This window comes from Hymenobacter algoricola, from assembly GCF_039539525.1.
In the GTDB taxonomy this organism is placed as follows: Bacteria; Bacteroidota; Bacteroidia; order Cytophagales; family Hymenobacteraceae; genus Hymenobacter; species Hymenobacter algoricola.
This window is the reverse complement of the sequence record NZ_BAABDH010000021.1, coordinates 108,965-122,515: the sequence shown is the minus strand read 5'-3', so window position 1 is coordinate 122,515 and position 13,551 is coordinate 108,965. Positions and strand designations below refer to the sequence as shown.

Sequence of the window (13,551 nt, the reverse complement as noted above, 5' to 3'; positions counted from 1 at the left end):
GGGTGCTTAACGGGCCGCGGGACTGACGGCGGCGGAATGCGGCCGGCGGACCAGCCCGAACATCTGCTCCAGCTGCCCGGCATCCTTGCGGGCCGGGGCGGTTTCAAACCGGCTGTTCAGGTCGAGGCCGAGCAGGCCGGGCAGCGGCAGGCGCAGCAGCTCCGGGGCATTGGCCAGCTCGAGCCCGCCGGCCAGCAGGTAGGGCACCGGCAGGTGGTAGTCGCGCAGCAGGCGCCAGTCGAAGGCCGTGCCGTTGCCGCCGGGCTGGGGGCCTTTGGTGTCAAACAGAAAGTAGGAGCAGTACGGCACGTAGGGTTCCAGCGCACGCTGATCGAACGAGCTGCCCACGGCAAAGGCTTTGATGACGGCCACGCCCGCCGCCTGCAGCGCGGCGCACTGGGCGGGCGGCTCGTGGCCGTGCAGCTGCGCTAGGTCGAGGCCGTAGCGGCGCACCTGCGCCAGCACGTACTCGGTGTCGGCATCCACAAACACGCCCACGGTGCGCAGCCCGGCGGGCAGCCGCCGCAGCAGCGCCGCGTCCAGCTCCTGGCCCACGTAGCGCGCCGAGCCGGCGTGGAAGATGAAGCCCATAAAGTCCGGCTTCAGCGCCGCCACTTCCGCGATATTGGCGGCGTACTTCATCCCGCACACTTTCAGGCGCAGGCCGGGGGCAGTAGATTCGGAAGGAGCGGCAGGGGACGTGGATTCCATGGGGTCGGCAGGCGGTGGGGCTAACTACAACAGCGTTACGGCTTCGGTGGTGCGCAGCTGCTGCACCAGGGCGGCGCAGGCTTTTTCGGGGCGGCTGTGACGCATGAAGGTTTCCCCGATCAGGAAGCCCCGGTAGCCCACGGCCCGCAGCGCCTCAATGTCGGCGGCGGTGGTCAGGCCGCTTTCCGTCACCTTCACGTACTCGGCCGGAATACGCTGGGCCAGCTCCCCGGAGGTGTCGAGGCGCACGCTGAAGTCGTGCAGGTTGCGGTTGTTCACGCCCACCAGGCTGACGGCGTCGGGGTGCAGGGTGTTTTCCAGCTCCTGGGCATCGTGGATTTCGAGCAGCACTTCCAGGCCCAGGCTTTTGGCCAGCCGGCCCAGGCGCAGCACTTCCTCCCCCGAAAGTACCGCCGCAATCAGCAGCACGGCGTCGGCGCCGATGCTCTTGGCCTCCAGAATCTGGTATTCGTCGATGACGAAGTCCTTGCGCAGAATCGGGCAGAAGTTGAACCGCCGGGCAATGACCAGGTCCTCATTCTTGCCGCCGAAAAACTCGGTGTCCGTCAGCACCGACAGGGCCGAGGCGCCGGCCTGCATGTAGCCCAGCGTGGTGCGCTCCACCGGGGCGTGGGCATTAATCATCCCTTTGCTCGGCGACTTGCGCTTGAACTCGGCGATGATGCCGCTCAGATCCTCACGCTGGAGGTAATGGCACAAACTCAGCGGCTGGCTGCCGAAGCTCAGGCTGCGCTCCAGCAGCTTGGCCGGCACCAGGCTCTGGCGCTCGGCTACCTCGCGGCGCTTGTGGGCAATGATTTTATCGAGAATGGTGGGAGTGCTCATGGGTTTCAGGTAAAAAAGCGGGAGCAGCAGTTTGTTCAGTTTTTCTGCTGCGGATAGTGATTCAGAATTGGGGGCGGCCGCCGGATTACGCGGCCAGCAGCTTGCGCAGCGCCGCGCGGGCCCGGCCCGCATCCAGCGACTCCCGGGCCTGGTCCAGGGCCGCCGCAAACGACAGCTCGGGCTGCACGCAGCGGATGCCCAGGGCCGCGTTGGCCGTCACCACGTCGCGCTGGGCGGCGGTGGCGCGGCCTTCGAGCACGTTCACAAACAGCGCCGCCGACTCGGCAATGGTGGCGCCGCCGGCCAGCTCCGCGGCCTGATAGGCGGGCAGACCCAGGTCGGCGGGCAGCAGCAGCTGCTCGCCCCGCGCCGACACGACCTTGGCCGCGCCGGTCAACGACAGCTCATCGTAGCCGTCCAGGGCGTGCACCACGGCGTAGCGGGTGTCGGTTTGCTGAAACAGGTAGTGGTAGAGGCGCAGCAGCTCCAGGCTGAACACGCCCGCCAGCTGGGCCGTAGGCCGGGCCGGATTGACCAAGGGGCCGAGGATGTTGAAAAAGGTGCGCACGCCCAGCTCCCGCCGCACGGGACCCGCATGGCGCATGGCCGGGTGAAAGGCCGGCGCGTGCAGAAAGCAGATGTTGGCTTCATCCAGCTGCCGGCGCAGCGCATCCGACGACGCCTCGAAGTCGTAGCCGAAGTGGGCCAGAATATTCGAGGAGCCGCAGATAGACGACACGCCGATGTTGCCGTGCTTGGCCACCTTGTGCCCCGCCCCCGCCACTACGAAGCAGGCCAGCGTGGAAATGTTGAACGTATCCTTGCCGTCGCCGCCCGTGCCCACGATATCGAGCAGGTCGCGGGTCCCCAGCTGGGGGTCGCGGCAAAGGTCGAGCAACGCGTCGCGGAAGCCGGCCAGCTCGGGCACGGTGATGGGGCGCATGCGGTACACGGCCAGAAAGGCGGCGGTTTCGGCCGCATTGGCGGCGCCCTGGCCCAGCTGCGACAGCGCCGCGTGGGCTTCGTCGCGGCTCAGGGTCTGCTGCTCAAAAAGGGGGGCAAGAAACTGTTTCACTTCGTAGAATAAAGCGCCGGCCCAGGGCTGGGTGGCGTGAGGGTGAGGGTGAAAAGGCAGGCTGAAAAAGTGGACTACCCGCCTTCCAGCCAGTTGCGCAGCATCTGATGGCCGTGCTCAGTGAGGATAGACTCGGGGTGAAACTGCACGCCGCGCACGTCGTAGCGGCGGTGGCGGAAGGCCAGCACCTGGCCGTTGGCATCCTGGGCCGTCACTTCCAGCTCGGCCGGCATGGTGTCGGGCGTCACCACCCAGGAGTGGTAGCGCCCGACTTTGAACCGGGGGGGCAGGCCATGAAACAGCCGGTCGTCGGTGGCCAGGATATCGGCGTCGGTGGCAATGCCGTGCAGCACGGCGGGCAGGTTGTAGAGCTCCGCGCCAAACGACTCGGCAATACCCTGGTGGCCCAGGCACACGCCCAGCATGCGCTTGGTGGGCGCGTAGCGCCGGATTACGGCCGGCATCAGCCCCGCCTCCGAGGGCACGCCCGGCCCCGGCGACAACAGAATGGCATCGTACTGCTCGATGTCGTCGAGGCTGATTTTATCGTTGCGCACCACCGTGGTGGCGGCCCCGTAGCCCAGCTCGCGCAGCACCTGCACCAGGTTGTAGGTGAAGGAATCGTAGTTGTCGAGAACGAGGATTTTCATAATTGGGGACTTGGATAGTTGGGGTCTTAGGGTCTTGGTTGGTTGGGGGCTTGGACAGTTGGAATCTTGGGTTAAGGCGTAGATGATGGATGAGGTGGAAACCACTATCCAAGACCCCAAGCCCCTAACCTCCCACCCGCTCGGCTTCCTGCAGGGCTTTGCGCAGGGCGGCCAGCTTGTGGTGCACCTCGTTGAGCTCGGAGTTGATGTCGGACGCGGCCACCACGCCGGCCCCGGCCTGGAAGTAAAGCTGGCCGGCCGTGCTCAGGAAGGAGCGGATCATGATGGCGTGGTTGAAGTCGCCGTTGAAGCCCAGGTGGCCCAGGCAGCCGCCGTAGTAGCCGCGGCCGGTGGGTTCGAGCTCGTCGATGAGCTGCATGGCGCGGTGCTTGGGGGCGCCGGAAAGCGTGCCGGCCGGAAACGTATCGGCCACCACCTGCAGGGAGGCCGCGGCCGGCTCGAGCGTGGCGTTTACCTCGCTCACGAGGTGAATTACGTGGGAGTAGAACTGGATTTCGCGGAAAGTCTTGACCCGCACGTTGTCGCCGTGGCGGGCCAGGTCGTTGCGGGCCAAATCCACGAGCATCACGTGCTCGGCGTTTTCCTTGGGGTCGTCGGCCAGCTGCTGGGCCAGGGCCGCGTCCTGGGCATCGTGGCCGGTGCGGCGGAAGGTGCCCGCAATCGGGAACAGGCTGGCCTCGCGGCCCTTGATCAGCAGCTGGGTTTCGGGCGAGGAGCCGAAGATCTTGAAGTTGCCGTAGTCGAAGTAAAACAGGTAGGGCGAGGGATTGATGGAGCGCAGGGCGCGGTACACGTTGAACTCGTCGCCGACGAAGCCCTGCTGGAAGCGGCGCGACAGCACGATCTGGAACACGTCGCCGCGGCGGCAGTGCTGCTGCCCGCTGGCCAGCACCCGCAGGAACTCCTCGTCGGTGAAGTTGGTCTGCTCCGCCCCAGCCAGCCCGAAGCCGAACTCCGGCACCACCGGGTTGCGGATCAGGTTCACCAGCTGGCGCAGGCCGTCGTGGTCGGTGGGCTCGTCGGCCAGCGTGTGCTCAAACACGAACAGCTCGTTGCGGAAGTGGTTGATGGCGATGACGTAGCGGTAGGTGCCATACATGATTTCCGGAATGCCGCCCGCGGCCTGCTTCTCGCCGTTCAGCGTCAGGTCTTCGAAATACTGCACGCCCTCGTAGCCGATGTAGCCGAACAGCCCGCCGGTGATGAAGTCAAACTCGCTTTTCTCGACCTGGAAAGCGTCGGCAAACTCCTGCAGCCGCTGCAGGGCCAGCCGCGGCGAGGCCAGCGTCTCGGTGGTCACCGAGTCGTCGGGCAGCGTGAGCTGCAGCACGCCCCGGCTCACCTGAAAGCGGGCCAGCGGATCGAAGGCCAGGTAGCTGAAGGCATTCTGCTGGCCGTGGTAGTCGGAGCTTTCCAGCAGCAGGCAGTTATCGTACCGGTCGCGCAGCCGCAGGTAGAGGCCCACCGGCGTCACGGTATCGGCCAGCAGGCGCACGTGGCGGGTTTTCAGCGAAATGGGTTTCAGGTTGTTCATCGGGGCGGGGAAGAAGCGGAAGCGGGAAGTAAGCGGGGCGGCGGGCAATAAAAAAAGCCCGGCGGCTGGCCGGGCTTTCCTATATGGTCGATGCGAGGGTATGACAACACCTTACCGCACGCACAGGTTTTCCCGTCCGGAGTTTCGGATAGGCCACCACCAGGCTTGCTGTGCGTTTTGAAAGGTCATGGAAAGTGTTGGAGGCGGGTTAATGTCCGCCGGTAACGGTGCAAAGATAGAGTCAGTTTTGGGCCGCGCAAGCAATTTTTCGGTTTTTTCCCTGAAAACATGGCAACCCGCGGGCTCTTTCGTTTGCAGATTCGCAGTTTGCCTTTGCCTTACTCCTTGAGCAGGGACTGGGTTCCGGTATGCTTGCCGGCCGTCAGCTGCAGAAAGTAAGCGCCTTTGGCCAGGCGGCTCACGTCGACGCTCTGGCCGGCCCGCACCCGGCTTTTGAGCACCACCCGCCCCGTCGAATCGAGCACCTCCAGCTTGGCTTCCTTCACCGTTTCGGGCAGCTGCACGGTCAGCGTGCTCCTGGTGGGGTTGGGGTAGGCGCTGAACGCCAGGGCCAGCCGGCCGCCGTTGGTGCCCGTGGGGATGACCGGGGCGTATAGCCACTGGTAGGCGGCCGCAAACTCGCGCTTCCAGAACCACTCCGCGTGCTGGCCGTCGGCGCGGGTAGTGTAGCTCAGGTTGGCCGCCGGCACGCCGCCGGCCTGCAGCGCGTCGCGCATGGCCTGCATCAGCGGCACCATCGTCTGGCTTTCGGTGGTGCCACTGACGAAGTAAAACCGCGTGTCGGGGTTGGCCGGGTGCTGCTGCACGTACTGAAACAGCGGCTGCTGGGCAAACCAGAAGGCCGGCGAGAACACGCCCACCTTGCTGAATACGCTCGGGTACTTCAGCGCCGCGTAGGTCGAAATCAGGCCGCCCATGCTGCTGCCGGCAATGCCGGTGTACTCGCGGCCGGTGAGGGTGCGGTAGTTGGTATCGATGTAGGGCTTCAGGGTCTGCACCAGGAAATCCACGTACTGGTCGCCCTGCCCGCCGCCGTACTGGGGGTTGTTCCAGGGCGAATACTCGTTCAGCCGCTGGGCGCCGTCGTTGTCGATGGCCACCACAATGCTGCCGCTGGCATCGAGGCCGCTCTGCTGGAGCTGGCGCAGGGTTTCATCCACGCCCCACTCGCCCGAGAAGCTGGTGCAGGCATCGAACACGTTCTGGCCGTCGTGCATGTAGAGCACGGGGTAGCGCTTGGTGCTGTTGGCCGCGTAGTCGTTGGGCAGATACAGCCACACGCGGCGGGTGCGCCCCAGCTGGGGTATCGGGAAGCTGGTGCTCATCACCTGCACGTTGGGCTGCACGGCCGTGCTCTGGCAGCTGCCGCCCCCCGACAGATCCTTCCAGTTGAGCACCTGCAGCAGCACGGTGGCCGGCGCGCTGCCCACGGTATAGGTGCGGTTGGCAATGTCCTGGTTCTGCCCATCCGACTCGACCGACGCCCAGGCGCCCCGGGTGAACTTGTACTCCACGGCGCCCGTGCCGGCCGGCAGGGTCAGCTGGTAGGTGCCATCGGCATTTTTGGTCAGGGCGTGGGCCGCGCTGCCGGGGTTCCAGCTGTTGAACGAGCCGGCCATGTACAGCACGGCAGTGGCCGGAGTATTGGCCGGTACTCCCGTGATTTTAAAGGTCACCTGGGCCTGCGCCAGCGTGGCAGTCAGCACGGTCAGCAGGAGTAGAAGGCTTTTTTTCATGGGTGGGAACAGCTTGGCCGGAAGCGTACGGAGTGGGCGAATACTCACCGGACGGTTCAGCAGCCGGTTTTTTGCGTTAATAGTTACCTTGCCCGCTAAATCGGGCGGTGGGCAAGATACCGACTTTATCCGGCACCAGAGCGTGGGAAGGCTATTTTGCGACTTGCCAGCAGGCTCCGTTAGTGGCGGCGGCGGGCCTTTATCCCCGCTCCTGCTGCTGCCCTAACGCGGCCGTCGTCAAGGCCCGGCTCGGCCCGCTGCCATAGCCAGGCGGAAGAGCAGCAAAAAATAGCTGGCATAATGCACCAGGTTATTGAATTATTCAAAGGCAGACGCCGAACTACCACCGAGGGAAAGGTGGCAGGTAGGTGACTACCTACTAACTCAGGCACAGGATTTCCCCGCCTTGCCGCCGGCCCGGGCCTACTTTGGACGGGGAAATAAAACCCCGCTAATTGACTGACAGAATGAAAATTGCGCGAACCAGCCGTTTGCCTGCCAAAAATAGCATTACAACTATTTAGGTTGCTATTTAGGCGAGTCTTGTATTTGTGGTTTTTAAAACTTTATCTTTCGCAGTTTATTAACACTTTAGGCGCTGCGAAACGGTACGAAAGGCCGGGAAAAATAGACTTCTGTGAGGAAGCACGTCCCCCCTGGGTTTGTTCTGATTCTCATCCCACTCACCGCCGCCCACTCGGCAACTAATTCCCACATCTAACCCATTTTCAATGAAACACCCCTACCTGCTGAAACTATTGTTTCTGCTGCTGTTCATTTGCGCCGGCTCTACCGGCGCTTTCGCCCAGACTGGCTCCGTGAGTGGCCGGGTTGTAGATGAGAAAAGTGAAGGCATGCCCGGTGTGACGGTTCTGATCGAAGGCACTTCCCTCGGCAACTCCACCAACGCCGACGGCACCTACACTATTCAGAACGTCCCGGCGGGTCCGCACACGCTCGTGGCTTCCTTTGTCGGCTTCAACTCGTCGCGCAAGTCCGTGACCATTGCGGCCGGGCAGAATGTGGACGTCAACGTGAACCTGACCGAAAACACGACCCTGCTCAGCGAAGCCGTGGTAGTGGCCTACGGTACGCAGGAGCGCCGGGAAGTAACGGGTTCGGTCGCCACCATCAAGGCCGACCGGATCCTGAACAACTCGGTACCCAGCTTTGATGCCGCTTTGCAGGGCCGCGCGTCGGGCCTGCAGGTGGTGCAATCGAATGCGGCGGCCGGTTCGGCCGTGCGTATCCGGGTCCGCGGCACCGCTTCGATTACGGCGTCGGGCGAGCCGCTGTACGTTATCGACGGCGTACCGGTCGACAACACCGATATCAGCGACCCGGACTTTGGGCGCAACAGCGTGAAAGCCAACAACCTGAACCCGCTGGCCGCCATCAACCCGAACGACATCGAGTCGATTACGGTGCTGAAAGACGCCTCGGCCACGGCCCTATACGGTTCGCGCGGCGCCAACGGCGTGGTGCTCGTCACCACTAAGCGCGGCAAATCGGGCAAAACCACCTTCAACATCGGTTACTACACCGGCGTCAGCGAAGCTACCCGCCGCCTGCCCATGCTGAACGGCTCGGAGTGGCTGCAGCTTTATAATGAGGCCCGGGTAAACGACGGCGGCACGCCGCTGGGCCCGAACGAGTCGGTTTCCGTGAACGGCATCACGTTCACGCCCAACTCGGTAGCCGGCACCAACACCGACTGGATTGACCAGGCGCTGCGCACGGGCTCGGTAAACGATGCTTCGGTATCGGCGGCGGGCGGCAACGAAAAGACCCGCTTCTTCATGGGCACGGGCTACCGCAAGGAGAAAGGCATTCTGCAAGGCAATGACTTCACCCGCCTGAGCGGCCGCATCAACCTCGACCACAGTGCCACCGACAAGCTGGACCTGGGCGCCCAGATCAACCTGAACTACGTGGACAACAACCAGGTGCCCACCTCCTTCAACGGCGGTATCGGCACGGCGCAGTCCTCGGCCCTGCCTATTTTCCCGGTGTATAACCCCGACGGCACCTTCTTCGGTACCCAGCTCGGCAACACCGGCACCAACATCGTGGCCCAGCGCGAGAACACCTACGTCTCGAAGGGCCTACGCACGCTGGCCAACCTGTATGGTCAGTACAAGATCATGACCGGCCTGGCCTTCCGCTCGGAACTCGGCCTGGACTTGTTCAACCAGCTGGAGCGCCGCTACGAGTCGCCCGTAAACCGCTACTTCACCGGCGTCGATGCCAACGGCGTAAACCTGCCCCGCATCGGCCTGGGCACCACCAGCGAGCGGCAGCTGAACCGCTTCAACTACAACACCAACAACCTGCTCACCTACGAGAAATCGATTAACGAGCAGAACCAGCTGAAGCTGCTGCTGGGTTTCAACGCCCAGAAGTTCAACAACCACGACCTGGCCGCCAGCGCCTCCAACAACGCCGTGGGCTTTGTCAACCCGTACTTCTCCCAGGGCCTCAACAACCTGGCCATTGCGCCCGGCGCCCCGAAAGATCTGTCGGTAGCCACTACGGGCACCAGCAGCCGCGACTACTACACGTTCCTCTCCTACCTGGGCCGCGTCAACTACGTGTTCAACAACCGCTACCTGTTTGAGGCCAGCGCCCGGATCGACGGCTCGTCGCTGTTCGGCCCCAACAACCGCTACGGCTTCTTCCCCGGCGCTTCCGCCGGCTGGATTATCAGCGAGGAGGCTTTCATGCAGAACATGTCGGTGGTGAGCTTCCTGAAGCTGCACGCCAGCTACGGCCTGACCGGCAACGCCAACATTCCGAGCTTCCAGTACCTGGGCCGCTACCAGCAGACGGGCAACTACACCGGCCAGCCGGCCAGTGGCCGCAGCGTGCTGCCCAACCCCGACCTGTCGTGGGAGAAAAACCGCGCCGTGGACCTGGGCCTAGACTATGGCTTCCTGCAGGGCCGCATTTCGGGTAGCGTTGCCGTCTACCAGAAAACCAGCTCCGACCTGCTGCTCAACCGCAAGGTACCGGCCTCGGCCGCCGGCTACAGCCCTTCGGATGAAGTGCTGGGCGTGTACATCAACTCGGGCGTAGTGGTGCGCAACCGCGGCGTCGAGTTCGACGTCACCTCCAAAAACCTGGTGGGCGACTTCAGCTGGACCACCTCGTTCAACATCTCGCACAACTCGAATATCGTGACCAACAACGGCGGTTTCGACAGCCCCGACTTCTTCGGTCAGGGCGAAGGCGACACCCGCATCATCCAGGGCCAGCCGATCGGTATTTCGTACGTGCCGATCTACGCCGGCGTAAACCCGGCGAATGGCGACGAGCTGATCTTTGACAAGAACACGGGGGAGAAAATCAAGCTGACGGCCGCTTCGCAGGACGTGAACCGCGTGGCTACCGGCCGGCCGTTCCCCCGGTTCACGGGTGGTCTGGAAAACTCGTTCGGCTACAAGGGCTTCGACCTGAGCGTGCTGCTGTCGTTCTCCGAGGGCGGACAGATCTACGACGATGGCGCCAAGTACCAGCAGGGGGGCCGCATCGGCTCCTGGAACCAGCGCCGCGAGGTGCTGAACCGCTGGCAGAAGCCCGGCGACGACACCGACGTGCCGAAAGTGTCGCTGCTGGAAGGTGGCCGCGCCGACCAGAGCAACTCCTCGCGCTGGCTCTACGACGCCTCGTACCTGCGGGTGCGTACCGCCTCGATCGGCTACACGATTCCGGCCGCTATTTCGCAGGCTGCCCACATTGGCTCGGCCCGCATTTTCGTAAACGGTCAGAACCTGTTCGTATTTACCAAGTATGCCGGCTGGGACCCTGAAGTAGTACGCTACAACTTCAGCAACGGCCAGGGCAACACCTCGTTTGGCGCCCCCTACCTGCCTACCCCGCAGCAGCGCGTGGTAACGGCCGGCGTGAACCTTACCCTGTAAGTTTTTCTTATCTGGTTTCTGACTGATTTCATCATGAAAAAAATACTTCTTCTTTCCCTGGGTCTGAGCTGCGGCTTGCTGACGGGGTGCAAAGACTTCCTGGAGCTGCAATCGACCAACAGCCAGCCGGACGCCGAATTCCTGAAAAACGTCGGCAACGTTGAATCGGTGCTGGTGGGCTCCTACGCCCAGGCCCTGGGCAACAACTTCCTGGGCGGCGAAGTCATTCGCACCAGCGAGGAATACGGCGACAACCTCGACCTGGCCCGCGTGGCGGCCGGCGGCGGCGCCGGGGCTCAGTTCTCCACCCGCGACTTCAGCCTGTTCAACTCCCAGGGCCGCGACCTGTGGAAGTCGGCGTACACCGCTATTTCGCGGGCCAACACGGTTATCACCGCCATCGACCAGAACACCTTCGCCGCCGACCAGGTCGTGAAGGACCGACTCAAGGCGGAAGCTTTGTTCCTGCGGGCCATCTCGCACTTCGAGCTGGTGCGCCTGTTTGCCAAGCCCTACACCAGCAATGCGGGTGGTGAGCCGGGTATTCCGCTGCGTATTATCTCCGTAACCACCCAGGAGGCCGCCGAGCGGGTGCCGCGCAGCTCCGTGGGCGCCGTATACGATCAGGTTATTGCCGACCTGCAGGCGGCCGAAGCCGTTTTGCCCGCCTCCAACGGCAACCGCGCCACCAAGTGGGCGGCCAAAGCCTACCTGGCCCGCGTGTTTTTCAGCAAGGAAGACTACGCTAAAGCGTACACCTATTCCGACGACGTTATCAAAAACGGCGGCTTCAGCCTGGGCACGGCAGCCAACCGCCTGGCCGTAACGCTTCCTTTCCGGCAGGCCGGTGACATCGGGCCAAACGGCACGCCGGTTATCTTCCAGGCCGTCAGCGTCTCGTCGAACGACGTGAGCGGTACGGTGCGGGGCAACTTCTTCAACACCAACGAGGACGCCGTGAACCTGCCGCTGAGCGCTCCTCTGAGTGACCTGCTGCGCAACAAGGGCGGCCGCCGGGATTCGCTGCTGGTGAGCCGGACCGCCGGCAAGCTGCCTTTCTCGCTCAAGTACCAGGGGGGCAACCCCATCAACGTACCGGTGGTGCGCCTGGCCGAAATGTACCTGACCCGCGCCGAATCGGCCGTGCAGCGCTCTGCCACGTTTGACGCGGCAATGGTTCGCGAGGACTACAACATTCTGCGCCGCCTGGCCCGCGTACCCCAGGACCAGACTACTGCCAGCCGGGACGCCCTGCTGACGGCTATCCGCGAGGAGCGCCGGGTGGAGCTGTTCACAGAAAACGACCGGTTCCACGAACTGCGCCGCCTCAAGCAAACCATTCGCGGCGTGGCGTATGACGACTCCCGGATGCTGCTGAAAATTCCGGACACGGAAGTTCAGGCCAACCCGGACATCGTGCAGAACTAAAGCTTAACGGGATTCGCCGCAAGCCCAGGTTTGCGGCGAACCAGTTGGCTGTTTTTTTCATTGTGCCTAGCACACCCCACCAGATACTCAGATGAATCAGAAGCTTTTCCCACTTTTAGGAGTAGTTGCCCTGCTGGGCGCCGCCTCCTGCCAGCCCAAAGAAGACTTTGCGGAAATCGGCGAACCGTTTGCCACGGCCGAAAGCACCATCGGCGACTTCACCCTGACCCAGGTAGTGCAGGTAGACAATGATGCGGTGAATAATAACTACCCCGCCGAGGTGCAGCGCATGGACCTGACGGCCGACTACCCCTACAACCAGGTGGTCTTCTCGTTTCAGGCCAACGGCACCGAGCCCACCAACTTCGTGGTGACGAACCCGGGCAATGCGCCGGTGTTTCTGGGCAGCGGCACCTGGAAGTTCGACGACTCCAAGGGTCCGCGCAAGATTATCATCTCGCAGGCTAATGGCCGCAAGGACACGCTGCAGTACGGGCAGTCGTACCGGCCCTCGGACAACAAGCTTGGCTTAAAGCTGCTGCGCCGTACCGGCAACAAGACGCTGGTGACGTACGAGCTGAACTTCGTCCGCAAATAACTCCCACCCTTCACTAGCATCTCCATGAAGCGTTGTTTTATTCTTCTTTTCTTCCTGCTTGCCTACACCCAGGTGGTTCTGGCGCAGGGAGTCGTAACGACCAATCCCGCCACTTTCACGGCCAAGGACCGGGTGGTTATCACCGTGGACGTGACGGGCACGCCCGTTGACGGCGTCGGCCCCCTGTATATCTGGGCCTTCATTCCCGGCAGTGGCGGCGACGCCATCACCAACGGCGGCAACTTTGCCGCTTCTACGCCCGAGGCCAAAATGACCCAGGTAGGGCCGAACAAATGGTCGTACACCGTCAACTCCTCGGTTGACTTCTTCGCCAAGCCGGTAGCTGTCATTACGGCCTTCGGCTTCCTGGTAAAAAACCAGGACGGCACCAAGCAGACTTCGGACTTCTCGCTGCCGGTAAAGCCGCTGGAGTACGCCGCCAAGCGCGTCGAGACCTTCCCGTCCAACTTCAGCGAGGCGGATGTAGTAACCGTGAAGTACAACCAGTCGAAGGAAACGGTGGAGGCCCTCAAGTTTGAGGATGCTTCGGCCACGCCGCAGGTACTCTACACGGGCAACCTGTTCATCTACCTGGAAGCCAAAGCCAAGAACGCGGCCGGGGTGGAAACCACCTACCGCACGGCTACCAACGTGAATGCCGTGGATGTCAGCGCGGCTACCTACAAGCTCAAGACGACTACTCCCGGCGTCTACACCTTCCGCATGATTCCGCGCCAGCTGTTCACTACGCTGGGCATGAAGGCCGATGAAACCATCACCGACATCACGGTAAACATCCGCAAGGAAAACGCCGCCCAGGCCCGTCGGGGCCAGACCGGCCCGGTAGTTCTGACCCCGTTTAAGCTCAATTAACTGGCCGCGGACCTGCTCCGCCAACAAGCTGAAAAGGACGCCGGAGGATATCCTCCGGCGTCCTTTTTTTGGGCCCTTTTCGGTCTTACCCGCCACCGTCGCCGGTTGCTCTCCCCTACTCGGAACGAGCTGGTGACA

10 protein-coding genes are annotated in these 13,551 nt (G+C 63.0%); 4 read left to right on the top strand and 6 right to left on the bottom strand.

All coding sequences use genetic code 11. The annotated features are described in order from the left end of the window. Positions 1 to 6 precede the first annotated feature (6 nt). The 6 genes from ABD842_RS07130 to ABD842_RS07105 all read right to left on the bottom strand — a co-directional run bounded on the left by ABD842_RS07130 (position 7) and on the right by ABD842_RS07105 (position 6,594). Positions 7 to 711 (bottom strand): phosphoribosylanthranilate isomerase, encoded by a 705-nt coding sequence (locus ABD842_RS07130; RefSeq protein WP_345112022.1) that lies wholly within the window; start codon positions 709 to 711, stop codon positions 7 to 9. A gap of 24 nt (positions 712 to 735) precedes the next feature. Next, positions 736 to 1,557 carry an indole-3-glycerol phosphate synthase TrpC gene (gene trpC / locus ABD842_RS07125; RefSeq protein ID WP_345112019.1) on the bottom strand — a complete coding sequence of 274 codons (822 nt, stop codon included), beginning with the start codon at positions 1,555 to 1,557 and terminating at the stop codon, positions 736 to 738. A gap of 85 nt (positions 1,558 to 1,642) precedes the next feature. Next, entirely contained in the window at positions 1,643 to 2,632 is a 990-nt protein-coding gene (gene trpD, locus ABD842_RS07120) for an anthranilate phosphoribosyltransferase (protein WP_345112016.1), read from the bottom strand. 74 nt (positions 2,633 to 2,706) lie between these two features. After that, positions 2,707 to 3,282, bottom strand: coding sequence for an anthranilate synthase component II (locus ABD842_RS07115; RefSeq protein ID WP_345112013.1), 576 nt, complete (start codon positions 3,280 to 3,282; stop codon positions 2,707 to 2,709). Between the two features lie 124 nt (positions 3,283 to 3,406). Then, positions 3,407 to 4,837 carry an anthranilate synthase component I family protein gene (locus ABD842_RS07110; RefSeq protein WP_345112011.1) on the bottom strand — a complete coding sequence of 477 codons (1,431 nt, stop codon included), beginning with the start codon at positions 4,835 to 4,837 and terminating at the stop codon, positions 3,407 to 3,409. A 338-nt stretch (positions 4,838 to 5,175) separates the two neighbouring features. Then, the gene (locus ABD842_RS07105; protein ID WP_345112008.1) at positions 5,176 to 6,594 is read right to left on the bottom strand and encodes an alpha/beta hydrolase-fold protein; all 1,419 of its coding nucleotides are present in this window, start codon (positions 6,592 to 6,594) and stop codon (positions 5,176 to 5,178) included. Positions 6,595 to 7,325: 731 nt separating this feature from the next. Between ABD842_RS07105 and ABD842_RS07100 the strand changes: the two genes are divergently transcribed. The 4 genes from ABD842_RS07100 to ABD842_RS07085 all read left to right on the top strand — a co-directional run bounded on the left by ABD842_RS07100 (position 7,326) and on the right by ABD842_RS07085 (position 13,413). Continuing rightward, the gene (locus tag ABD842_RS07100) at positions 7,326 to 10,514 is read left to right on the top strand and encodes a SusC/RagA family TonB-linked outer membrane protein (protein WP_345112005.1); all 3,189 of its coding nucleotides are present in this window, start codon (positions 7,326 to 7,328) and stop codon (positions 10,512 to 10,514) included. Positions 10,515 to 10,547: 33 nt separating this feature from the next. Further along, complete coding sequence (locus ABD842_RS07095) at positions 10,548 to 11,942, top strand: RagB/SusD family nutrient uptake outer membrane protein (RefSeq protein ID WP_345112003.1); 1,395 nt, start codon at positions 10,548 to 10,550, stop codon at positions 11,940 to 11,942. A 91-nt stretch (positions 11,943 to 12,033) separates the two neighbouring features. Next, the gene (locus ABD842_RS07090; protein ID WP_345112000.1) at positions 12,034 to 12,540 is read left to right on the top strand and encodes a DUF5004 domain-containing protein; all 507 of its coding nucleotides are present in this window, start codon (positions 12,034 to 12,036) and stop codon (positions 12,538 to 12,540) included. Positions 12,541 to 12,564: 24 nt separating this feature from the next. Continuing rightward, on the top strand, positions 12,565 to 13,413 hold the full coding sequence (locus tag ABD842_RS07085) for a hypothetical protein (RefSeq protein ID WP_345111997.1): 849 nt from the start codon (positions 12,565 to 12,567) through the stop codon (positions 13,411 to 13,413). Positions 13,414 to 13,551 lie beyond the last annotated feature (138 nt).

What these genes read in the sequence shown, in the direction of transcription:
- ABD842_RS07095 (WP_345112003.1), top strand. Translation starts at nt 10,548, where the DNA reads ATGAAAAAAATACTTCTTCTTTCCCTGGGTCTGAGCTGCGGCTTGCTG.
- ABD842_RS07130 (WP_345112022.1), bottom strand. Translation starts at nt 711, where the DNA reads ATGGAATCCACGTCCCCTGCCGCTCCTTCCGAATCTACTGCCCCCGGC.
- ABD842_RS07090 (WP_345112000.1), top strand. Translation starts at nt 12,034, where the DNA reads ATGAATCAGAAGCTTTTCCCACTTTTAGGAGTAGTTGCCCTGCTGGGC.
- ABD842_RS07115 (WP_345112013.1), bottom strand. Translation starts at nt 3,282, where the DNA reads ATGAAAATCCTCGTTCTCGACAACTACGATTCCTTCACCTACAACCTG.
- ABD842_RS07100 (WP_345112005.1), top strand. Translation starts at nt 7,326, where the DNA reads ATGAAACACCCCTACCTGCTGAAACTATTGTTTCTGCTGCTGTTCATT.
- trpC (WP_345112019.1), bottom strand. Translation starts at nt 1,557, where the DNA reads ATGAGCACTCCCACCATTCTCGATAAAATCATTGCCCACAAGCGCCGC.
- ABD842_RS07105 (WP_345112008.1), bottom strand. Translation starts at nt 6,594, where the DNA reads ATGAAAAAAAGCCTTCTACTCCTGCTGACCGTGCTGACTGCCACGCTG.
- ABD842_RS07110 (WP_345112011.1), bottom strand. Translation starts at nt 4,837, where the DNA reads ATGAACAACCTGAAACCCATTTCGCTGAAAACCCGCCACGTGCGCCTG.
- ABD842_RS07085 (WP_345111997.1), top strand. Translation starts at nt 12,565, where the DNA reads ATGAAGCGTTGTTTTATTCTTCTTTTCTTCCTGCTTGCCTACACCCAG.